Raw genomic sequence first — 22,833 nt, 5'->3', positions numbered from 1 at the left:
GCCGGGTTAGCCCCGGCCTGCTTTTCAACGGCGACGTTGCCACAACCAAAGCCCGGCAATCGCCAGCGCAAACAGCACACCAAAACCGACGCCGACACCCACCACCGGAACGCCTGTTTTCACGGCCAGCGAATAAAGTCCCAGCATCAGCAACATCGCGGTATTTTCACCCAGATTCTGCACGGCGATAGCGTTACCCGCGCCGACAGTGCGCTTGCCCCGCTCTTGCAATAAAGCGTTAAGCGGAACAACAAAGAAACCGCCCAGCAGACCTATCAGCAGCAGAATGCCGTAGGCGGGAAGTACAGAATGTTGTAACGAAAAGAAGGCAACCGCCACACCAATCAAAATCCCGGCGGGCATACAGCGCGCCACTTTCTCCAGTGTGATTAGCTTCGCCGCAAGCCCGGCCCCCGCCACAATACCCACGGCCACCATGGCATTGAGATAAGTAGGCGTTGCGTTATCGGTAATACCGAGCGCTACCGGAACCCACAGTACCAACAGGAAGCGCAGCGTTACGCCGGCCCCCCAGAACAGACTGGTACCCACCAGGGAAAAACGCGTCTCGCCGTTGTGCCAGAGTACCGAGCAGGCATTGAAGAAACTGCGTGTCATCGGCGTAAAGCGCCAGGACTGACCCGGACGAGCCACTGCCAGACGCGGGATCATCAGGTTAGCCACTACGGCACCGGCATAGACCACCGCACACACGCTAAGAGCGGCCAGTACGTGCCAGTCTGCCAGAATGCCCCCGGCCATCGACCCAAGCAGAATGGCCGCGATCGTTGACGATTCCATCAGGCCGTTGGCTTTCACCAGCTTATCGCCGGTGGTGAGCTCACCGAGGATGCCGTATTTTGCGGGAGAATAGGCTGCGGCGCCAATCCCTACCAGCGTATAGCCAATGAACGGATTAATGCCGAAGCAGATGCAGGCGGCGCCCAACAGCTTCATTCCGTTAGCGACCATCATCACGCGCCCTTTCGGAAAGCTATCCGCTATTTGCCCCACGAAAGGGGCGAAAACAATGTAAGCACCCACAAACATCATTTGCAGGATGGGTTGGCTCCAGTCCGGGTAAAACTCGGCCTTCAGTAAGGCCAGCGTCGCGAAGAGCAGTGCGTTATCGCCAAATGCCGACAGAAACTGGGCGGCGATCACCGCCTTCATTCCTTTCGACCAGAGCGAAGTGTTAGTGTGTGCTGACTCATGCATGTTGGGTGTCTGCCTCTTCTACCATACTTTTTAAGGTCACAAAGTCAGGCTTCCCGCTGCCCAGTAACGGCAACTGCTTGAGGAAGCGGATGTCACGCGGTACCGCCAGTTCCGGCACGCCCTGCGCACGGGCCTGCTGCGACAGTTTTTCCCGGGTCAGTGTTTCGTCGGTAGTAAACAACACTAATGCTTCACCTTTGCTGGCGTCCGATTTAATCGCCGTTGCATGCATTTTCTCTGGCGAAACCGCCAGCGCCAGCTGCTCCACCATCTCCAGGGAGATCATCTCCCCGGCAATTTTGGCAAAGCGTTTCGCACGCCCCTGAATCTGCACAAAACCTTGCTCATCAAAACGGACAATATCCCCGGTGTCATACCAGCCTTGTTCAACCACGCCATCGGCATTTTCGGCTGACGGGGCTTCCAGCACCCCCGGATGCTCAACCCGCAGATAGCCGGTCATCACGTTCGGCCCTTTCAGTTGCAGGCGACCACCGTCTTCAATGCCCGGTACCGCCATCAGGCGGGCGTCCATGCCCGGCAGAATACGTCCAACCGTGCCCGGTTTGGCTGCCATCGGCACGTTGATCGACACCACCGGCGCACACTCCGTCACCCCATAACCTTCCAGAATTCGCAGACCGAACTTGTCCTGCCAGATTTGCCGGGTGCTGTCCTGCAATTTCTCCGCACCGGCCACCACATAGCGCAACCGGAAGAAGTCATACGGGTTAGCGAAGCGAGCGTAATTGCCAAGGAAGGTTGAGGTTCCAAACAGCACGGTACAGTTACGGTCGTAGACCAGCTCCGGCACAATGCGATAGTGCAGCGGGCTCGGGTAGAGGAAGACTTCTGCCCCGGTCAACAGCGGTGTGAATAGCCCTACGGTGAGGCCAAAGGAGTGGAACAGCGGCAGTGCAGACATAAAACGATCGTTGGCGGTAAAGTCAGCAATAGTCCTGATTTGCTCGACGTTCGCCAGAATGCTTTTATGGCTGTGCACTACCCCTTTTGGATTGCCCTCGGAACCCGAGGTGAAAAGGATGATGGCCGGATCTTCCGGTTTTTGCGGCAATTGCGCCAGCTTAGGCATGAAGACGCGGCTGAAGATCCACAGCTTATCTTCCAGCGTCACGCTGCCTTTCAAATCTTCTAAATAGACCCAGCGCACCTGCGTCAGTTGTTCAGGCAGGTGCCAGAGCTTGCCTTTGTCCATAAAGGTGCGCGAGGTAAAGACGGTTTTAAGCTCCGCCGCCGTAATGGCGCTGGTCAGCCCTTTCACCCCGGCGGTGTAGTTCATCATCGCCGGGATGCGCCCGCGCGCAATCGCACCGAAGATAACTGCCGCGCTGATCCCCGCATTGGGTAACATCAGGCCGATTTTGTCACCGGGAGCGGTGTATTTATCCAGAATGCGGGCCACAAACAGCGTCTTGGTGAGCAGTTTGCGGTAGGAGTCCGGGGTAAAATTAATGTCCTCGACGCAGGGTTTATTCGCCCCGTAGCGGTATTGCGCTGAAAGAAAAGCTTCAAACAGGGTTTCACGTGGACGCACCGCCATGCGGGCTTCCATCATAATCTGGTGCAGCATCTCCCCGGCGATTTTGCGGCGATCGCGCGCGCGCGGGGCGTCCGGCATCGGCAAATGCGTCGGTGGAAGAATATGCAGTGTAATACGGGGGAAAAGCCGACGCTTAACCAGCCCTTTGAGGCGACTGAAAAAGGTTAACTCCGCGCCTTCAATACGTACTGGTACCACGGTCGCCCCGGATTTTGCCGCCACAAATCCGGCACCGTCATAAATCTTCATCAGCGAACCGGAGACCGAAATACGTCCTTCCGGGAAGATTACCACCGGCCGCCCTTCTCCTATCAAACGCACCAGGTGCTTGATGGACATCGGTTCGGTGGGATCGAGAGGAACAAAATCAATAAAGGGCTTCAGCCAGCGCATATACCACTGGGTGCTGATAGAACTGTAGACCGCGAAAACGGGGCGGACAGGCAGAAAAAGCGCCAACAGGATGCCGTCAATAAAAGAGACGTGATTCGGGGTGATCAGCACGCGCTCGCCTTGCAGGGTCTGGGTGTCCCCGGTCAATTGCACACGAAACAGGATGCGAAAAAGCTCGCGGAAAAAGCCAAATAACATTGCAACTCCTTTTGTCAGTGGGTTAGACAAGATATGCATGAATTGTGGCAGATTACACGAGAACCGGGGCAGGAGAAATTCAGGCGAAAAAAAACCTGCGCATCTGCGCAGGTCGGTGCAAGAAATGAGTACGAAATGCGTACTGAAAAATTCACCAATCAATACCTCTGGGATCTTGATTGTGGTCGCCGCTGGCCTGGCTCGCCAGCGGGAAAAAGCAAGGGAATGCCCCTAAGTGCAACGAGGTGTTTCGAATGACTGTTGCTGGTTACACATGGATGGCAGGCAAAAAAAAACCTGCACATCTGCGCAGGTTGGTGTAATTCAAGTGCTCAACCCTCAGGTTGACTTCACCTATCAATACCTCTGGGATAATCACTGTAGCAACGGGTATCCCGGCGCCTCCAGCAGACAATAGCAACAGCCTTTCGCAAAGTGTAACTAAAGGTATTAATTGTGTTTTTCAGGATATATTTACCGTGTAACGGTTACACCCTTTTTCGCTGTTCGCCGTCACGTTTGCGCAATGTCACGCCCTAACATTCTTGATTAGCCCACGCATTACCGTACCATAAGTGGGTGTGTAACCGTTTCCCCCTAAATTGAAGGTACGCAATGGCGACCATTAAAGATGTAGCCCGACTTGCAGGTGTTTCCGTTGCCACGGTTTCACGCGTGATCAATGACTCCCCGAAAGCCAGCGAAAGCTCACGACTGGCGGTCAAAACGGCCATGGACTCCCTGAACTATCACCCCAATGCCAACGCGCGCGCGCTGGCGCAGCAGTCAACCGAAACGGTCGGGCTGGTGGTGGGAGACGTGTCTGACCCCTTCTTTGGCGCAATGGTGAAAGCGGTAGAGCAAGTGGCTTCTGCTACCGGCAATTTCTTGCTGATTGGCAATGGTTACCACAATGAACAAAAAGAGCGGAATGCCATCGAACAGTTGATTCGCCATCGCTGCGGCGCATTGGTGGTACATGCCAAAATTATCCCCGATGCGGATCTCATCGCGCTGATGAAACAGATGCCCGGCATGGTGCTTATCAACCGTATTGTTCCCGGCTACGAGCAGCGCTGCGTCGCGCTTGATGATCGCTACGGCGCCTGGCTTGCCACCCGCCACTTGATTCAACAAGGCCATACCCGCATTGGTTACCTGTGTTCTAACCATGAAATTTCCGATGCCGACGACAGGCTGCAGGGTTATTACGATGCGTTGAAAGAGCATGGCCTGGCCTGCAACGATCGGCTGGTGACCTTTGCTGAGCCGGACGAGAGCGGCGGCGAACAGGCCATGACAGAGCTGTTAGGGCGCGGCAAGAATTTTACCGCAGTGGCCTGTTATAACGACTCAATGGCTGCCGGGGCGATGGGCGTGCTGAACGACAACGGCATTGATGTTCCCCAGGAAATCTCACTGATCGGTTTCGATGATATTCTGATTTCGCGCTATGTGCGGCCACGCTTAACCACCGTGCGCTACCCCATTGTCACCATGGCGACCCAGGCCGCCGAACTGGCGCTGGCGCTGGCGGAAAACCGCCCACTCCCGGAGATAACGCATCTGTTTAACCCCACGCTGGTGCGGCGTCATTCGGTCATCACACCGCAGGAGAGTTAGAGCGTAAAGCGGTAAAGGTGGACGGTCGTGTCAGGGTAATCGAGGCCGTCGCCTATATACTGCCAGCCAAAGCGCTCATAAAAGTTACGGCAGGCAGAATAGAGATGCAATTCAGCAAAGCCCATCTCTCTGGCACAATCAATAACATGCTGCTGTAACACGCGTGCAAGCCCTTTGCCGCGCGCGGCTTCATCGACATACAGCGACGCAAGCCATGGACAGAGATCCTGACGGCTAATCAGGTCACAGCGCCACAAGCCGACGGTGCCCAGCAATTTTTCGCCTTCAACCATAACGAAGGTTAACGGCAACTGACCAGGCTGTTGGCTGTGTTCAATAATGCTTGCAAAGAAGGCCCGCGGCAGGGCATCGCCAAACTCACGCCACAACCACTCGATCACCTGCTCTGCATGCTGAGGGGCATCGTATAACGGTACGATGTTCACATCAGTTTCCCCTGGAAAATCGGCACTGATTCAAACAGGTAACCGTCAAAATCCGGTGCATCCTCGTCTGACAGCTCCAGCAGACTCTTTTTCACGTTCTCAAGATGCTGCCACATGGCCTGCCAGGCTCCCATCACATCCCGGCGACGCAGGGCGGCGAGCAGAGTTTGCCTGTCACCGAGCCATTTTAAGCGATACGGACGGCTGGCAATATGCACGTTAAATTGCTGCCAAAGCGGGCTGCTGTCCATGTGATGCCAGACGCTCTCGACGGTTGCCAGCAGCATCTGATTTTGCGACGCCCCCGCCAGCACCAGGTGGAACATTTTGCTGTTGTCCTGCGAGGTGTCGTTCATGGCGATGGCACGTTGTTCCTGCTCAAGGATGCGGCGCAGGTTGTCGATGTCCGCACGCGTCGCCATTTTGGCAGCAAAAGCGGCGATGTTGCTCTCCAGTAACTGGCGAGCCTGCAGGATTTCAAACGGGCCGACATCGCTGCTTAAAAAGCGCTCTTCTTCGTTTTCATGCTCCTGAGGGATACGCATGACGTAGACCCCCGAGCCCTGGCGGATATCCACCGTACCCTGTAACTCAAGCATCAACAGTGCTTCGCGCACGATGGTACGGCTGACGCCATATTTTTCGGCGATATTACGCTCAGGCGGGAGGCGGGAGCCCACGGGATAGTGGCCCTCGATGATTTGTGCGCGTAAATCTTCGCCAATTTCCTGGTACTGTTTTTTCTCCGGCGGGATGACGGCTTTTTCCACAGAATCACCTATCGATAGAATAAAAAGCGCGGGCCGGGGATTGCCCCGGCCTGAGGGGGCGCTATCTTACCAAATTTAGCGCCTGATCGAGAACTTTCGCGCCATTTAGCGTGCCGTAAGCCACCGAATCGATAACATCGATAGGGATGTTGTACTCATCCGTAAGCTTTTTGTTTTCCGCGAGCTTAAAGCGGACCTGCGGCCCTAACAGCACCGCAATCACCTCATGACTGTGGCTTTCCAGCTCATCACGCAGACTCTGTTCAGCGATGGCGTAGATCTTCAGCTCCAGACCGCGCTCTGCCGCCGTTTTCTCCATTTTGGTGACCACCAGCGAAGTGGACATGCCGGCCGAGCAACATAAAACGATGCGTTTCATCACAGCTCCTTATTTCCATTCATCATCAATATTAAGCGTTAGCTGGCGCTCTTTACTTAAGCGGCGATACCAGTGCAGGGACTTTTTCGCCCGCCTGTCACGGTTGTTTTGCAGGTCAATTTCCACCAGTCCGTATCGATTTTTAAAGGCGTTCATTGGCGAAACGTTGTCAGTAAAGGCCCACAGCATGTAGCCCTGGCAGTTTGCACCGTCTTCACGGGCGCGCAGGGTTTGGTAAAGATGCTCACCAATGAACGCAATTCGGTAATCATCCTCAATCACGCCATCCGCATTGCGAAATTGCCCTTCGTTCTCGATGCCCATTCCGCTTTCAGCAACAAACCAGGGAATGTTGCCGTACTCGTTTTTGATGCGCATCGCCATGTCATAAATAATGAACGGCCCAATCTCCCAACCGCGGGATTTGTTCATTCGTCTGCCAGGGAGTTCAAACGGCTCGTAGTAATAAGCGGGGTGGAAAGGGGTTTCCGGGTGCCAGGCGCGGGAAGGCGCTTTCACGCGGTGCGGGTAGTAGAGGTTAATACCTAATTCATCGACGGTATTCTGACGAATAATCGCCAGTTCCTCATCGGTGTAATCCCAGCTCACCTGATGTTTTTCCAGCACATCAAACAGTTCTGCCGGGTATTCGCCTTTCACCATCGGGTCAAGAAACACGCGGTTATAGAAAAGGTCATACATGTCGGCAGCGCGCAGGTCGTGGGGCGCACGCGAGCGCGGGTAAGTGACTTCGGGGTTGAGAATACAGCCCACCGTCCCGGCATAGCCTTTTTCCCGGAAAAGTTTCACCACCTTCGCCGTAGCAAGATTTTTATGGTGATTCCACTGCATCCAGGTTGAGGTGTTCTGCTCGTAGGGCCAGCGCAGCGCATCAAGATAAACGCGTGTCTGTACCACAACAGGCTCATTAAACGTGAACCAGCGCGTCACTTTTTGATGAAAACGCTCAAAGACTTTTTCGACGTACAGCAGGTATAGCTCAACCACTTTTTTTGATGCCCAACCGCCGTACGTTTCCAGCAGATAACCCGGCAGCTCGTAGTGTTCGAGGCAGATCATCGGCACGATGCCCTGACGTTCCATCTCCGCAAAAAGCTGGTCGTAGTACGCGGCGTACTCCTCATCCACCACGCCCTTTTCGTAGTCGGTGAGGAAACGCGACCAGTTAATTGAGGTGCGATAATGGGTCAGCCCCGCGTCTTTCATCAACTGAACGTCTTCACGAAAACGGCTATAGAAGTTCGTCGCTACCGCCGGGCCGTAACCGTCATGCCAGACGTGCCTGTCGTTCTTGTACCAGAGATCGGGCCACGAATCCTGACCCTCTTTCTTTCCCGTCCAGCCTTCGGTTTGCCAGGCTGACGCCGCCGCACCGAGAATAAACGACGGCGGTATAGACACAGTTTTAACGCTCACATCACGCTCCTTCAGACATTTTTCGCCACGTCAGCCGATTCTGCCTGTCGCTGCGCCTGTTCAGCACGACGGGAGGCAATCTTCACAAATGGCAGGTAAATAATGATGGCAGTGAGAATACAGATAAGTTGGGTGACAACCGCGCCCATTGACCCGGCGGTGGAGAGCCAGGCGTTTATCAGCGGTGGGGTTGTCCAGGGCACCATCACCACCGCTTTACCGGCAAAGCCGGTGACAGTGGCGAAGTAACCAATCGATCCGGTGACCAGCGGCGTGATGATAAACGGGATCGCGAGGATCGGATTCAGCATGATCGGCATACCGAAAATCACCGGTTCATTGATATTAAAAAGGCCCGGCCCGATGGAGAGCTTGGCAATCTCTTTCATCTCTTTACGCTTGGTGGCGATCATCACCGCGATCAGCAGGCCAATGGTCAGCCCGGAGCCACCGATGCTCATATACACATCCCAGAACGGCATGGTGATGATGTTAGGCACCTCTTTGCCCTGTTCAAACGCCGACATATTGACGGTGATCGCCCCTAACAGCAGCGGCTCACGAATCGGTTTAATCATCTGGTTACCGTGAATGCCAATCACCCAAAAAAGTTGGGCGACAAACATCAGCAGCAGGATACCCGGCAGACTTTGCACCACGCGTTCGAGCGGCTGCTGCACCACCTGGTAGACCGCGTCATACAGGTACATCCCGGTAATCTGATGGAATACAAAGCCAAAGGTCGCAATCACCGTAGTGGTGATGATGGCCGGAATAAGCGCTGAGAATGACGCCGAAACGTTAGGTGGCACGGTGTCAGGCATTTTGATCTTCAGCCCGTTTCGCGTCTCCAGCCAGCAGTAGATTTCCACTGACAAAATGGCGATGAACATGCCGAGGAACAGGCTGCGGGTATCGGAGAACTGACGCAACAGCACGTCTTTCACCACGTGCATCTGCCCGTCCACCAGCATCTCAACGGTGGTTGGCGTCACGCAGATAAAGCAGATCACCGCCAGCAGACCGGGGAAAAGCGTTTTGATGCCGTTAATTCGGCCAAGCTCAATGCCTATCAAAAACACTGCGCCAATGTTGAGGAAGTTCAGAGTGGCATAGTTGATCGCGGCGGTGATCGGCTTGAGCGCCGCCAGGAACGACATCGACTCAAAACTCGCCAACCCATTTTTGGGATCGAGCACCATGTTAGAGATCAGCACGGAAAACGCGCCGACGATAATCACCGGCATCAGGGTAATAAAAGAGGCTTTGATCGCCATGATGTAGCGATAGCTATTGAATTTGGTCGCAAAACTACCCAGCGAATCGATGAGTTTGTCCTGTAGAGCCATGCGTAGGTACCTCGGTAAAAGGGCTTTATTATGATTGCAGGTATACAGCTCACTACCTATTGGTATACCAAAAATAGACATCGTCGAAAAAAAGTTCTGTGATTCACCTCTCAACCCGGGCCGTGGTATTCCAAATCAAGTGATTTTTCTTTATTGGCATACCACATTCGAGAGGACGGGGATTTTTTGCGTAACACCTCGAGAAAGCCCGCTCGGCGGGCTATCAGCGCCTTATCCCCGGTAATGAGTGTGGTAAACTGCTGCCCTTCACGTGAAACAGGAACGCGTCATGGCGACAATGCTGGATGTCTCACTGCGCGCGGGCGTCTCCAAAGCGACGGTTTCGCGCGTGCTAAATGGCACAGGACAAGTTAAAGAAAGCACCCGTAATCAGGTTTTCAAGGCGATGGAGGAACTGGGATACCGCCCTAATTTCCTCGCGCAGTCGCTGGCAAATCGCACCAGCAACAGTATTGGCCTGGTGGTGTCTTGCTTTGATGGTTTCTATTTCGGGCGCTTGCTACAGCAGGCGTCACGTCAGTCAGAGGCGCACGGGAAGCAGTTGATTGTGACGGATGGCCACGACACGCCAGAACGTGAAGAGCTGGCGGTACAAATGCTGGCCGATCGCCGCTGCGACGCCATCATTCTTTACACGCGCTTTATGAGCGAAAAAGCCATCATCCGGCTGATAGATGCCACGCCAATGCCGCTGATTGTGATCAATCGTGAGCTGTTTCAGGCCCATGATAAATGCGTTTTCTTCGAGCAGCAGGATGCCGCTTTGCAGGCCGTGGAGTATTTAATCAGCCAGGGTCATCATGATATCGCCTGTATCACAACACCGATCCACACCCCGACCGGCAAAGCACGGTTAATGGGCTACCGTAAAGCGCTGGAAAAACACGGTATTCGCTGGGATCCGGCAAAGGTGAAATACGGGGATTCCTCCATGACCCGAGGCTATATGCTGTGTCAGGAGATTTTGCAGGAAGGCGTGAAGGTTAGCGCGGTATTTGCTTGTAATGACGATATGGCGCTGGGTGCCTCCAAGGCGTTGCACCAGGCAGGTCTGCGCATTCCGCAGGATATTTCTTTATTTGGTTTTGATGATGCCCCCAGCGCCCGCTGGCTGGAGCCGGGACTGTCGACAGTCTATCTGCCCATCGACAGCATGATAACGACCGCGATCGATCAGGCCATTAAGCTTGCGAACAACATTGCCATTGAGGCAATCCCGCCCTTTACCGGCACGCTGGTATTGCGCGACTCCGTTACCACGGGGCCGTTTTTTCGCGGTTAGTTCGATTTTATACCCTCGCCCACCGGGCTCGATCGGTCCCCTCTCCCTGAGGGCTGAGAGATCCCCACAAAATAATACGAGCACGGACAGTCCCCTCTCCCTTGAGGGCTGAGGAATCCCCAGTAATATTCCGTATTGCAGCGATAACACTGCACAATGAGAATAAAACTGTCACCGCGATGACAGGGTCCGGCTGAAAATCGACGAAGCGTATCCGCAAGGCCGGGGCGCCGCGCAGGGATGCGCGGCGAGGGCGACTTTACAGGGAGGTTACCTTCGCCCGTCCCCGATAAGCCTGAAGGAGAAGCTGAGTGGACCGCGCCAGCGGCGATTTTCCTCGCCGGGAGCCCGGGTCGCCAGGGCGGTGGCGGTGAACCGCCCTGGCACGTTCACGGGTTTTGGCGTGACAGAAAAGCAAAGAACATAAGGTGAACGGAATGGCCATCAGAGCCGCATGCACCCCCTCACCCTAACCCTCTCCCTCAAGGGAGAGGGGACCGCTCGTGCACGCATTTTTTCTGGGGATTCCTCAGCCCTTGAGGGAGAGGGTTAGGGGGGAACATGCGGCTCAGAGGGTCAGGCTCCCTCACCCACCAGAGCCGTTAAATCAGCTCCAGCGCCAGCAGCTCTTCAATTGTCTGGCGGCGACGAATCAACCGCGCCACACCGTTATCAAACAGGACTTCCGGCAGCAGCGGACGGCTGTTGTAGTTTGACGACATCGACGCCCCGTAAGCCCCCGTATCATGCAGCACCAGATAATCGCCCGGCCTTACCGCAGGCAGCGCACGGGTTTCCACCTTGCCTCCTTCCTGCTGGGTAAAGACATCACCTGATTCACATAGCGGCCCGGCCACCACGGTATCCACTCGCGGTTGCGCCGTTAAATCACGCCCATCCGCCGCCAGCGCGGTAATGTGGTGGTAGCTGCCGTACATTGACGGGCGCATCAGATCGTTAAAGCCCGCATCGATCAACACGAAGTGGCGGCTGCCCATGTTCTTCACGCTGCGTACCTGCGACACCAGCACGCCAGATTCTGCTACCAGGAAACGCCCCGGTTCGATCTCCAGTTTCACCGGATGACCAAGGTGTTTTGCGACCTGCTCACGCGCCGCATTCCACAGGCTGAAGTAGTGTTCGGTATCGACGCTCTCTTCCCCTTCGTGATATGGGATTGAGAGGCCACCGCCCGCCGAAATCGCCTGCAGATCCTGACCAAATTCCACCACCTGACGCACCATCGCGCCGCACACCTGTTCCAGGTGCCCGTAATCCACCCCCGAACCAATGTGCATATGAATACCCACCAGTTGCAGGTTGTAGCGCTGCATTACCGTCAGCGCCGCAGGCAGGTCGCTGTACCAAATCCCATGTTTGCTGTTTTCGCCACCGGTGTTGGTTTTCTGGCTATGGCCGTGACCAAAGCCCGGATTGACGCGTAGCCACACCGGATGACCGGGGGAGACTTCGCCCAGTTGTTCGAGCATATCCACCGAGCCGGCATTGACCGGAATGCGCAGTTCACTGACGCGAGCAAGCGTGGCGTCATCAATCACATCGGCGGTGAAGACGATATCTTCCGGATGGGTTTTCGGGCAGTAACCCGCGGCCAGCGCACGTTCGATTTCGCCCAGCGAGACGGAATCCACCTTCACGCCCTGTTCACGCATCAGTCGCAGAATGTGAATATTTGAACAGGCTTTTTGCGCAAAACGCACCACATCAAACCGGGAAAGACGGGCAATCTGATTGCGGATAATTTGTGCGTCATACACCCAGACCGGGCAGCCAAATTCAGCAGGCAGACGCAGCAAATTCTCAGCGTTCAGGTCGGTATCAGTTTGTGTCAGTGGGCGTGGCATAGCGAACTCCATCATCAATTTTTTATGATTACGCCACAGCATGAGCAGAATAAAAAATATCGTTTTATCGAGAGTCTATGCAAAAATGATATAGGTTAAATGACCAGGACATTGCCATGCCCGCTGTAAATCTGCGCCATATCGAAATCTTTCATGCTGTGATGACGACCGGCAACCTGACCGAAGCTGCTCTGCTGTTGCACACCTCGCAGCCGACGGTGAGCCGCGAACTGGCGCGCTTTGAAAAGGTGCTGGGGTTAACGCTGTTCGAGCGAACGCGCGGACGTCTGCACCCCACCGTGCAGGGATTAAAACTTTTTGAAGAGGTACAGCGTTCCTGGTATGGACTGGACAGGATTGTCAGCGCGGCTGAAAGCTTACGGGAGTTTCGTCAGGGAGAGCTTTCGATTGCCTGCCTGCCCGTCTTCTCGCAGTCATTTCTCCCGCTGCTGTTGCAGCCTTTTCTCGCCCGCTACCCGGAGGTGAGTCTCAATATTGTGCCGCAGGAGTCTCCGCTGCTGGAAGAGTGGCTCTCCGCCCAGCGCCATGATTTAGGCATTACGGAAACCATCAGTTCACCTGCGGGGACCGAGCGCACTCCATTGCTGACGTTCAACGAAGTCTGCGTCCTGCCGCAACATCACCGGCTGGCACACAAAGCAGTATTGACTCCCGAAGATTTTCACGGTGAGAACTACATCAGCCTGTCGCGAACAGACAGTTATCGGCAGCTTCTTGATGCCCTCTTTAACGAGCATCAGGTGAAGCGCCGGATGGTGCTTGAAACCCATAGTGCTGCATCCGTGTGCGCGATGGTGCGGGCCGGGGTGGGGATTTCGGTGGTCAATCCGCTGACCGCCCTGGATTATGCCGCCAGCGGCGTGGTGGTACGCCGCTTCAGTATCGATGTGCCGTTTACGGTGAGCTTGATCCGCCCGCTACATCGCCCCGCATCAGCACTGGTGCAAGAATTTAGCCGCCATTTACAGGCGGCGATCCCGCTGATTACTCAGCCTCTTAATGCGGTACTGAATGCCCTTTAAGAAAGCATGAAGTTGACGGCATCGGCGGCGTGGATTGCAGCCGTATCAAAAACGGGGATCGGAGACGCCGCTTGTGGCACCAGCAGACCAATTTCGGTACAGCCAAAAATGACGCCTTCCGCCCCCTGCTCCGCCAGTTGCGCAATCAGTTTCACATAATAATCGCGAGAAGCGTCACTGAAGGTGCCAAGGCAAAGTTCATCGAAGATAATCTGGTTGACGCGCTCACGGTCCGCTTCACCCGGAATCAGCGTTTCAATAGCAAATTCCTCGGTCAGGCGCCCGCGATAGAAATCCTGCTCCATGGTGTAGCGAGTGCCCAGCAGTGCCACTTTGCGTTGCTTTTCAGCCACAATGGCACGCCCGGTCGCATCCGCAATATGTAAGAAAGGGACATCGCAGCGCGCTTCGATTTGCCCGGCGATTTTGTGCATGGTGTTGGTACAAAGCACAATGCCCTCTGCCCCTGCGTTTTGCAGGCCAACGGCGGCATTCGCCAGGATCTCGCCCGCCTTTTCCCACTCCCCGCTGCGCTGGCAGACCTCGATTTCATGGAAGTCGACGCTATGCATCAGCAGACTCGCCGAGTGCAAACCGCCCAGCTTCGCCTTCACGCCTTCATTGATCAGGCGGTAATAAGGAATGGTCGATTCCCAGCTCATCCCGCCCAACAGTCCTATTGTTTTCATCGTCTCTCTCCATCGAAGTGATTCCACAGTCAAACAAAGTCGACGACGAGTTTCAAGGCGTCCTGCGGGCAAAAAAAAACCTGCCCGAAGGCAGGTTCTGGTCTGACCTGGCGAATTAACGCGCCAGCCAGCCGCCGTCGACGGCAACGGTATAACCGTTGATGTAGTCAGAGGCTTCGGATGCCAGGAATACAATCGGCCCCATCAGGTCGCTTGGCAGTCCCCAACGTCCCGCCGGGATGCGCTCAAGGATAGCCGCGCTACGTTCTTCATCAGCGCGCAGTTGCTGGGTGTTATTGGTCGCCATGTAACCCGGTGCGATGGCATTGACGTTGATTTTGTGCTGCGCCCACTCGTTCGCCAGCAGACGCGTCACACCCATCACGCCGCTTTTAGAGGCAGTGTAAGACGGTACGCGGATGCCACCCTGGAAGGAGAGCATAGAGGCGATGTTGATAATTTTGCCGCCGTTGCCCTGCGCAATAAAGTGCTTCGCCGCTGCCTGGGACATAAAGAACACGCTCTTGATGTTCAGGTTCATCACATCGTCCCAGTCCTGCTCGCTGAAGTTGATTGCGTCTTCGCGACGAATCAGACCGGCGTTGTTCACCAGAATGTCGATTTTACCTAACTCGGCTACCGCGCGGTCCAGCAGTGCCGGAATACCGTCGATTTTGCGCAGGTCAGCGGTCAGGCTCAGAAAGCGACGGCCCAGTGCGGTCACGCGCTCGATAGTTTCAGTCGGTTCAACAATGTTGATACCCACAATGTCACAGCCTGCTTCTGCCAGACCCAGTGCCATACCCTGACCGAGGCCGGTGTCACAACCGGAAACGACGGCAACTTTACCTTGAAGAGAAAATGCATCCAGAATCATGTCTGTTCCTTAATCTTTCAGCGCCTGCTTCTCGCAGGCATGATGTGCTTATGCCTGCTGCGCTTAACGCAGATCTTTTACCGCGACGTGGTCCATGTCATCAAAGACCTGGTTTTCACCCACCATACCCCAGATGAAGGTATAAGCTTTCGTACCCACGCCTGAATGAATCGACCAGCTCGGCGAAATCACGGCCTGTTCGTTGTGCATCACGATGTGACGCGTTTCCTGCGGCTGCCCCATCATGTGGAACACGCAGGCATCCTCTTCCATGTTGAAGTAGAAGTAGACTTCCATGCGGCGCTCATGGGTATGACACGGCATGGTGTTCCACAGGTTGCCCGGCTCCAGTACCGTTAAGCCCATGCTGAGCTGGCAGGTTTCCAGAACATCCGGCACAAAATATTTATTGATGGTGCGACGGTTGCTGGTGAGGTTGTCGCCCAGGGTCACTGGCGCGACGTCAGCCGGGGTCACTTTTTTGGTCGGATAAGTCGTGTGAGCCGGTGCGCAGTTGTAATAGAATTTGGCCGGGGTGGCGGTATCTGTGCTTGCGAAAACTACCTCTTTCGCCCCTTTGCCCACATACAATGCATCACGGTGGCCAATCTCATAGCATTGACCATCCACGGTGATGGTGCCTGGTCCGCCGATGTTGATCACGCCCAGTTCGCGGCGCTCCAGGAAGTAGCTCACGCCCAGCTGTTTGCCCACTTCGCCGCCCACAGAGACGGTTTTGGCCACCGGCTTGATGCCGCCAACAATAATGCGGTCAATGTGGCTGTAAACCATGGTGTATTCATCATCGACGAACACTTTTTCAACAAGAAACTCATTGCGCAGCCCCTGGGTATCCAGTGTTTTAGCGTGCGCGCTGTGGATGCTTTGTCTTACTTCCACATTCACCTCCAAAGTCAGTTAACTCATTCGAAATGTTATTCAGTCATGCTGAGAACATTCTGCCGTATTCAGTATGCGCACATCTTAGCCCGGCTAAAACAGCTTTTCAATGTTAAATAAAACAACGTTTCAATTTTTATGTTATATATTTCTAAAACTGTAAAGGGGATCACGAATGGGCAATTCAACCCGTAAGAAAAGTGAAATCAACAAGGAAGTGAACGATAAAATTATCATACCAAACAATTACTTAATTAAATCTTAACGTTTTGACATCGCAACCGCATTTTTTCTGCTCGAAATCAAAGATGCCATTTCCGGCCCGTCTTCCTGCAAATTTTCTTAGCATAAGATTGGGATTTTCTTATAAATTGCGCGGATCATCACACAATATAAAACATCGTTTTGATAAATTCACACCCGATTTTTGAGCACGAAAGTTTGGCACAGTATCTACACCAATAAACGTGTCTGCTTTGAGGAAAAAGAAGAATCATGACGTCCGGGTGACGCTTTTCGTCGTCCGGCATGTTTTGAGTTAGTGTTTCTGTAACTGGCCTTGCCCTCCCTGGTGGAGGGCTTTTTTTTGCATAAAAAAACCCAACTGGTGAGGTTGGGTTTTTTCTCGCTCCAGGATGCAGCTAACGGCTCTGATCGAAAGGGAACGCACTTCATCTAACGAAATAATGATATTACCCAAAAGGTAATACCGCAACAGTTAAAACTGTAATGCTGGCAATAGATTAGCGGCAAAAGGTATAATCAACAGGTTAGCGTTGAGGTGTTTCTCCGCCCATTTCTGCGTTTAGCAGAGTGATGATTTCTAAGCCCTGGCCTGAAAAACAGGTGGTGCTGTTATCGGGTAGCTCTGGTCGGAGAGGGAACGCACTTCATCTAACACTGAGCGCAACTGCTGATACAGGCAATGTACGAGCTTTCAGCAAGCCGCCCTCTCCACTTTGTGGAGAAACGGATGAGAGTTTTTATCGAAAAAGCGATCATCGTTCTTAAAGCCATTATTGGCTTTCTTGAACTGATTCGCTACTTCCTGGAGTAACAGGGCGTAGGGAAAACGTAACTAAGGCCGGGTAACTCACCCTTACCCGGCCTTTAAAATTTAATAATCAGCCAGGCATTCGCTTTATCACGGAAAATCGCGACTCAATCGCGCTCGATAGCCAGCGCCACGCCCTGACCACCACCAATACAGAGCGTCGCCAGCCCCTTGCGGGCATCGCGCTTTTGCATTTCATGAACTAAAGAGACGAGGATGCGGCAGCCGGAGGCGCCAATCGGGTGACCGAGGGCAATCGCTCCACCGTTTACGTTGACCCGCTTTTCATCCCATTCGAGGATCTTGCCAACGGAGAGCGCCTGTGCGGCAAAGGCTTCGTTGGATTCAATCAGATCAACGTCGCTCAACTGCCAGCCAACGCGTTCAAGGCAGCGCCGCGTGGCATACACCGGGGCTATCCCCATCAGCGCGGGATCGACCCCGACGCTGGCGAAAGCCCGAATACGCGCCATCACCGGCAGATTCAGTTCCTGCGCCTTCGCTTCACTCATCATCATCACCGCCGCCGCCCCGTCATTGATGGGCGACGCATTGCCTGCCGTCACCGAACCGGCAAGTTCAAAAGCGGGAGTGAGTTGTGCGAGCCCTTCAGCGCTGGCATCGGTGCGCGGCTGCTCATCCGTGTCGACAAGCAAAGTGCGGCCATCAGCGGTCTGGGTTTTAACGGTCACGATCTCTTCGCGAAAACGCCCGGAATCAATCGCCGTACGGGCTTTTTGCTGCGAACGCAACGCCCATTCATCCTGATGCGCACGACTGATGCCATACTCACGCGCGAGGTTCTCGGCCGTCACACCCATATGATAATCGTTGAAGGCATCCCATAACCCGTCATGCACAAGGCTGTCGATAAGCTGACTATTACCCAGCGGCGCACCGGTACGGCTGTCGGTTAACACATGCGGGGCGCGGCTCATATTCTCCTGCCCACCGGCAATCACGATCTCCGCTTCACCGCACTGGATGGCCTGCGAGGCGAGATGCAACGCCTTAAGTCCTGAGCCACAAACGTCGTTAATGGTTATCGCCGAGACCGTCATCGGCAGGCCACCTTTAATTGCTGACTGGCGAGCAGGATTTTGCCCGGCACCGGCGGTCAGCACCTGGCCCAGAATCACTTCATCAATAGAATGCGGGTGCACACCGCTGCGGTCGAGCAGTGCCTGAACGACATAGCTTCCGAGCTCTACGGCAGAGTGGGACGAGAGCGCACCCTGAAAACAGCCGATAGGTGTGCGAACCGCAGCGACAATAACGACATCTTTCATTTCTACCTCGCACAAGTTAACCCGGGCAATAGTAGTACTTTGTTATCAACAAATTTCGTAATTGTTTAAAATTGGTGAGATTTATCACAGAGGACAGGTGGGGCTGAAACAGACAGGAAAAAAGCGGAGGATTTCTCCTCCGCCCCAGAGCAGATTAGTTGTTAACCGGAATGACAGCACCTTTGTATTTGGTGCGGATCCAGTCCTGAATCTCTTTAGAGTGCAGCACGTTCACCAGCGCGACGATATCTTTTTTCTTCTCGTCACCACGGTGTACGGTAATGATGTTGGCGTACGGGTTGTTCTCACCGCTTTCAACTGCAATCGGATCTTTCACCGGATCCAGACCGGCATCGATGGCGTAGTTGGCATTGATGACCACGGCGTCACCTTCGTCGTTGTTATACATCTGCGGCAGCAGGGCTGCTTCTACGTTCGGCAGGAACTGCAGTTTTTTCGGGTTTTCTACGATGTCGCTGATGCGTGCGGTCACTTTGTCGACACCCGGTTTCAGCTTGATCACACCCTCTTTTTCGAAGATAGAGAGGATACGGCCTTCTTCTGATACCGCATCACGCATGATGACTTTGCCACCCTGCGGCAGGTCTTTCAGAGACTTGTGCTTTTTGGAGTAGATGCCGATTGGCTCGATGTGAATCGCACCGGCGCTGACGAAATCATAGGTTTTGTCGCCTGCATGGTCTTTCAGCACACTGTTCAGGTACGGAATATGCTGGAAGTAGTTAGCATCAATCTCGCGGCCCGCCAGTGCGGTGTTCGGCAGGATGTAATCCTGGAACGGTTTAATTTCCAGATCGATACCCTGTTTGGCCAGAATCGGTTTCGCCTGCTCCAGGATTTCAGCGTGCGGCACGTTGGATGCCCCAACGGTCAGGGTGTCAGCCCATGAGGAGAAGCTGATGGCACTCAGGGTAACGGCGGCGAGCAGTGTCAGTGTTTTTTTCATGATGTTGGTTCCCATTATATTTTTAGCGTTTATCTAACAAAGAGGTAATAACGTCGCCGCAATACTGAATGATGAAGACAATGACCAGAATGGTCGCCGTCGCCACCAACGTAACGTCGCCGTGGTTTCGCTGGAATCCTTCCAGATAAGCAAGATTTCCTAATCCACCCGCGCCGATAACCCCGGCCATCGCGCTGTAGCTCACCAGAGCAATCAGCGTAACGGTAATCCCGGAAACCAGTGCCGGTGATGATTCAGGCAGCAACACCCGAAAAATCAATGTACTCAAACGCGCGCCCATCGAACGGGTCGCTTCGATCACCCCTTTGTCCACTTCGCGTAGGGCGATTTCAACCAGACGGGCATAAAACGGCGCGGCGCCGACAATCAGCGCAGGCAGCGCGGCATTCGCTCCGAGAATCGTTCCGACAAGGGTTTTGGTGAACGGAATCAGTAGTACAATCAAAATGATGAACGGAATCGAGCGGAACACGTTCACCACAATGGAAATCACGCCATACAGGGCACGGTTCTGAAACAGCCCGCCTTTAGCCGTTAAAAACAGCGCCAGCCCGAGAATAATGCCCAGAACAAAGGTCGCTGCACCGGACAATGCCGTCATATACAGCGTCTCCTGGGTAGCCGCCCAGAGTTGTTCAATTTTCAGATGTGGAAACAGATTCTCAAGCATGGGAAATCACCTCGCCTTCAATATCGCTTTGGCCTAAATCCGCGAGGATATTGTCTACTTGTTCTTGTGTGGCTACGACATGCACCCAAAGCTGACCAAACACGCCGTGGGCGGTTTGCGTCATCTTGCCGTGCAGAATATTAAAAGGCAGACCGTAACGCAGAGTCAGTTCCCCAACGACCGGCTGGTGGGTGCTGTGACCGGTAAAGGTCAGTTTAATCACCGTACCGCCCAGATCGCTGCTGAGGTCAGGGTTAAACTCCTCTTCCTCATACTGACCAATCTGCCGCACAAACTGGCGGGTAATGGGCTGCTGAGGGTGGGTAAAGACGCCAATAACGTCCCCCTCTTCCACCACTCTACCGTTTTCCATCACCGCCACGCGGTCGCAGATTTTACGCACCACGTGCATCTCGTGGGTAATCAGAACAATGGTCAACCTGAAGCGACGATTGATGTCCAGCAACAGGTCCAGAATCTGGTCAGTGGTTTGCGGATCCAGCGCTGATGTGGCTTCGTCGCACAACAGCACGTCCGGGTTGTTGGCCAGCGCACGGGCAATGCCGACACGCTGCTTCTGCCCGCCGCTTAGCTGCGATGGGTAAGCATCCTCGCGCCCTTTCAGCCCCACCAGCTCAATCAGTTCTGCCACGCGAGCAGTGATAGCCGCTTTCGGTGCGCCCGCGATTTGCATCGAAAAGGCGATGTTTTCACTGACGGTGCGCGACCACAGTAGGTTGAAGTGCTGAAAAACCATACTGATTTTCAGACGCGCCTGGCGCAGCGCCTCGCCGCGTGCCGCCGCTATATCCTGCCCGTTGATCACCACGCTGCCGGTGGTGGGTTTTTCCAGCCCATTTAACAGGCGGATCAGCGTACTTTTTCCGGCGCCGCTATAGCCGATAATTCCGTAAATTTGCCCCTGCTCAACCGACAGGGAAACGCCATCCACTGCGGTAATTGACGCCTTTCCCTGGCTAAAAATCTTGGAAATATTCCTGAGAACAATCATTGCGTTAATTTTTCCGTTTTGGCGGTTTAGCAGTATGGATGTCCAGACGATAATAATCAGTCATGAATTTATTTCAAATAACTAAATAGCCAATGCTTATACCTTTTTGCGCTAAGTGGCGGGAAAACACATCATTCTGCGTTATGGATTTATTCAGCATTGGTTAGCTAAAAAGCGCATAACTCACAGTCAGAGTGACGCAAAAATGGTTGAAATAGCGGCAAAAACATCCTTTTATGGCTATCAACACTTCCAGACGGCTAACAGGCTTTCCCTCTCGATGTCCAAACAGCATGTCATATTTCTTTTGGTTCTAAACGCCACCTAAAGATTCTTTAAAAGGCAAAAATTGCAGACCTATCATCCGCCCATCACGTCAATGAGTGGGTAAACACCAATGTCCGTATTTCATTCAGTCAGTGAACTGATTGGCAAAACGCCTTTACTCCAGTTGCATAAACTGGAGACCGGTCCGTGCAGTCTTTATTTAAAACTGGAGAACCAGAACCCCGGCGGCTCCATTAAAGACAGGGTGGCACTGTCGATGATTAGCGAAGCCGAAAGGCTCGGGCATTTGCAGCCTGGCGGCACGATTATTGAAGCCACCGCCGGTAACACGGGGCTGGGTCTTGCGCTAATTGCCGCCCAGAAAGGCTATTCGTTAACGCTGGTGGTGCCAGACAAGATGAGCCGGGAGAAGATTTTTCACCTGCGTGCCCTGGGTGCCAATGTGGTGCTGACCCGTTCCGATGTGAACAAAGGTCATCCGGCCTATTATCAGGATTACGCCCGCCGCCTGGCCGATGAAACGCCCGGCGCCTTTTACATCGATCAATTTAATAACGAGGCCAATCCCCTGGCGCACAGCACCACCACGGCGCCAGAGCTTTTTGCGCAACTTGATGGCGACATCGATGCGATTGTGGTCGGCGTCGGCTCCGGTGGCACCCTCGGTGGGTTGCAGGCCTGGTTTGCCGAACACTCTCCCAAAACCGAATTTATTCTTGCCGACCCGGCCGGCTCAATCCTTGCCGATCAGGTGGAAACCGGGCAGTACGGCGAACCGGGCTCCTGGCTGGTTGAAGGGATTGGCGAAGACTTTATCCCTCCGCTTGCCCATATCGACGGTGTAGAGAAAGCCTACAGAGTGACCGATGCGCAAGCGTTCGATACCGCGCGAACACTGTTGCAAACCGAGGGGATACTGGCAGGTTCCTCCACCGGCACGCTGCTGAATGCCGCGCTGCGTTACTGCCAGGCACAAACCACGCCGAAGCGGGTCGTAACCTTCGCCTGTGACAGCGGGAATAAATACCTGTCGAAGATGTTCAATGACGACTGGATGCGCCAGCAGGGGCTGCTTTCGCGCCCCTCTCGCGGCGACCTGACCGATTTTATCGCGCTGCGTCACGACGAAGGCGCGACGGTGACCGCCGCGCCGGATGACACCCTCGCCGCCGTGCTGGCCCGCATGCGCCTGTACGACTTTTCTCAACTGCCCGTACTGGAAAATGGCCGTGTCGTCGGGATTGTCGACGAGTGGGATCTGATTAGCCACGTGCAGGGCGACAGCCAGCGCTTTTCCCTGCCGGTCAGAGAAGCGATGACCCGCAATGTGGAAACCCTCGATAAACACGCCCCGGAAAGCGCACTCAAAGCCATTTTTGATCGTGGTCTGGTGGCGGTTATTGCTGATAACGACCGCTTTTTAGGCCTCATTACCCGCAGCGACGTCCTGACCACCTGGCGTAACCGACTGGAACACTAAG

The 22,833-nt window shown here is 54.2% G+C and carries 20 protein-coding genes; 5 read left to right on the top strand and 15 right to left on the bottom strand.

The genetic code is table 11. The features are described 5' to 3' along the window. Window positions 1-24: 24 nt before the first annotated feature. Window positions 25-1,218, bottom strand: a complete 1,194-nt coding sequence (gene lplT, locus ACUY4Q_RS04675; protein ID WP_458045920.1) for a lysophospholipid transporter LplT — start codon at window positions 1,216-1,218, stop codon at window positions 25-27. Beyond that, entirely contained in the window at window positions 1,211-3,370 is a 2,160-nt protein-coding gene (gene aas, locus ACUY4Q_RS04670; RefSeq protein WP_458045919.1) for a bifunctional acyl-ACP--phospholipid O-acyltransferase/long-chain-fatty-acid--ACP ligase, read from the bottom strand. Before aas ends, lplT begins: the two co-directional genes overlap by 8 nt. A 615-nt stretch (window positions 3,371-3,985) precedes the next feature. On the opposite strand from aas, the gene galR reads away from it, so the two are divergent. Next, window positions 3,986-4,993 (top strand): HTH-type transcriptional regulator GalR, encoded by a 1,008-nt coding sequence (gene galR, locus ACUY4Q_RS04665; RefSeq protein WP_458045918.1) that lies wholly within the window; start codon window positions 3,986-3,988, stop codon window positions 4,991-4,993. Here the strand turns inward: galR and ACUY4Q_RS04660 are convergent. The 5 genes from ACUY4Q_RS04660 to ACUY4Q_RS04640 all read right to left on the bottom strand — a co-directional run bounded on the left by ACUY4Q_RS04660 (window position 4,990) and on the right by ACUY4Q_RS04640 (window position 9,374). Continuing rightward, window positions 4,990-5,439 carry a GNAT family N-acetyltransferase gene (locus tag ACUY4Q_RS04660; protein ID WP_458045917.1) on the bottom strand — a complete coding sequence of 150 codons (450 nt, stop codon included), beginning with the start codon at window positions 5,437-5,439 and terminating at the stop codon, window positions 4,990-4,992. The two genes, galR and ACUY4Q_RS04660, sit on opposite strands and share 4 nt — an antisense overlap. After that, window positions 5,436-6,209, bottom strand: a complete 774-nt coding sequence (locus ACUY4Q_RS04655; RefSeq protein ID WP_458045916.1) for a GntR family transcriptional regulator — start codon at window positions 6,207-6,209, stop codon at window positions 5,436-5,438. Before ACUY4Q_RS04655 ends, ACUY4Q_RS04660 begins: the two co-directional genes overlap by 4 nt. A 61-nt stretch (window positions 6,210-6,270) precedes the next feature. Beyond that, window positions 6,271-6,588, bottom strand: a complete 318-nt coding sequence (locus ACUY4Q_RS04650; RefSeq protein WP_458045915.1) for a PTS sugar transporter subunit IIB — start codon at window positions 6,586-6,588, stop codon at window positions 6,271-6,273. Between the two features lie 9 nt (window positions 6,589-6,597). Beyond that, window positions 6,598-8,025, bottom strand: coding sequence for a glycoside hydrolase family 1 protein (locus ACUY4Q_RS04645; RefSeq protein WP_458045914.1), 1,428 nt, complete (start codon window positions 8,023-8,025; stop codon window positions 6,598-6,600). Window positions 8,026-8,036: 11 nt separating this feature from the next. Continuing rightward, on the bottom strand, window positions 8,037-9,374 hold the full coding sequence (locus tag ACUY4Q_RS04640; RefSeq protein WP_458045913.1) for a PTS sugar transporter subunit IIC: 1,338 nt from the start codon (window positions 9,372-9,374) through the stop codon (window positions 8,037-8,039). Between the two features lie 289 nt (window positions 9,375-9,663). Here ACUY4Q_RS04640 and ACUY4Q_RS04635 point away from each other — a divergent pair, with 289 nt between their 5' ends. Continuing rightward, window positions 9,664-10,677: a LacI family DNA-binding transcriptional regulator gene (locus ACUY4Q_RS04635; protein WP_458045912.1), complete on the top strand. Its 1,014-nt coding sequence runs from the start codon at window positions 9,664-9,666 to the stop codon at window positions 10,675-10,677. A 602-nt stretch (window positions 10,678-11,279) separates the two neighbouring features. Here the strand turns inward: ACUY4Q_RS04635 and lysA are convergent. Next, window positions 11,280-12,542: a diaminopimelate decarboxylase gene (gene lysA / locus ACUY4Q_RS04630; RefSeq protein WP_458045911.1), complete on the bottom strand. Its 1,263-nt coding sequence runs from the start codon at window positions 12,540-12,542 to the stop codon at window positions 11,280-11,282. A 116-nt stretch (window positions 12,543-12,658) separates the two neighbouring features. Here lysA and ACUY4Q_RS04625 point away from each other — a divergent pair, with 116 nt between their 5' ends. Continuing rightward, the gene (locus ACUY4Q_RS04625; RefSeq protein ID WP_458045910.1) at window positions 12,659-13,585 is read left to right on the top strand and encodes a LysR family transcriptional regulator; all 927 of its coding nucleotides are present in this window, start codon (window positions 12,659-12,661) and stop codon (window positions 13,583-13,585) included. Here ACUY4Q_RS04625 and ACUY4Q_RS04620 read toward each other — a convergent pair. The 3 genes from ACUY4Q_RS04620 to kduI form a co-directional block, all read right to left on the bottom strand. Beyond that, window positions 13,582-14,274 carry an aspartate/glutamate racemase gene (locus tag ACUY4Q_RS04620; RefSeq protein ID WP_458045909.1) on the bottom strand — a complete coding sequence of 231 codons (693 nt, stop codon included), beginning with the start codon at window positions 14,272-14,274 and terminating at the stop codon, window positions 13,582-13,584. The two genes, ACUY4Q_RS04625 and ACUY4Q_RS04620, sit on opposite strands and share 4 nt — an antisense overlap. A 115-nt stretch (window positions 14,275-14,389) precedes the next feature. Next, on the bottom strand, window positions 14,390-15,151 hold the full coding sequence (gene kduD, locus ACUY4Q_RS04615; protein ID WP_458045908.1) for a 2-dehydro-3-deoxy-D-gluconate 5-dehydrogenase KduD: 762 nt from the start codon (window positions 15,149-15,151) through the stop codon (window positions 14,390-14,392). 63 nt (window positions 15,152-15,214) lie between these two features. Then, entirely contained in the window at window positions 15,215-16,051 is an 837-nt protein-coding gene (kduI, locus tag ACUY4Q_RS04610; RefSeq protein ID WP_458045907.1) for a 5-dehydro-4-deoxy-D-glucuronate isomerase, read from the bottom strand. Window positions 16,052-16,976: 925 nt separating this feature from the next. Here kduI and dinQ point away from each other — a divergent pair. Next, window positions 16,977-17,108, top strand: coding sequence for a damage-inducible type I toxin DinQ (dinQ, locus tag ACUY4Q_RS04605; protein ID WP_458045906.1), 132 nt, complete (start codon window positions 16,977-16,979; stop codon window positions 17,106-17,108). Between the two features lie 104 nt (window positions 17,109-17,212). Here dinQ and ACUY4Q_RS04600 read toward each other — a convergent pair whose 3' ends face one another. The 4 genes from ACUY4Q_RS04600 to ACUY4Q_RS04585 all read right to left on the bottom strand — a co-directional run bounded on the left by ACUY4Q_RS04600 (window position 17,213) and on the right by ACUY4Q_RS04585 (window position 21,064). After that, window positions 17,213-18,394, bottom strand: coding sequence for an acetyl-CoA C-acetyltransferase (locus ACUY4Q_RS04600; protein ID WP_458045905.1), 1,182 nt, complete (start codon window positions 18,392-18,394; stop codon window positions 17,213-17,215). Between the two features lie 154 nt (window positions 18,395-18,548). Continuing rightward, window positions 18,549-19,361 carry a MetQ/NlpA family ABC transporter substrate-binding protein gene (locus ACUY4Q_RS04595; protein ID WP_458045904.1) on the bottom strand — a complete coding sequence of 271 codons (813 nt, stop codon included), beginning with the start codon at window positions 19,359-19,361 and terminating at the stop codon, window positions 18,549-18,551. Between the two features lie 22 nt (window positions 19,362-19,383). Further along, window positions 19,384-20,052, bottom strand: a complete 669-nt coding sequence (locus ACUY4Q_RS04590; protein WP_458045903.1) for a methionine ABC transporter permease — start codon at window positions 20,050-20,052, stop codon at window positions 19,384-19,386. After that, window positions 20,045-21,064, bottom strand: a complete 1,020-nt coding sequence (locus ACUY4Q_RS04585; protein ID WP_458045902.1) for a methionine ABC transporter ATP-binding protein — start codon at window positions 21,062-21,064, stop codon at window positions 20,045-20,047. The genes ACUY4Q_RS04590 and ACUY4Q_RS04585 overlap by 8 nt, the downstream gene beginning before the upstream one ends. Window positions 21,065-21,461: 397 nt before the next feature. Here ACUY4Q_RS04585 and ACUY4Q_RS04580 point away from each other — a divergent pair, with 397 nt between their 5' ends. Next, entirely contained in the window at window positions 21,462-22,832 is a 1,371-nt protein-coding gene (locus tag ACUY4Q_RS04580) for a pyridoxal-phosphate dependent enzyme (protein ID WP_458045901.1), read from the top strand. Window position 22,833: the final 1 nt, after the last annotated feature.

The organism is Phytobacter cepae, assembly GCF_054165735.1.
Note: the sequence above shows the minus strand (reverse complement) of the source record. Positions and strands in the feature narration are given on the sequence as shown.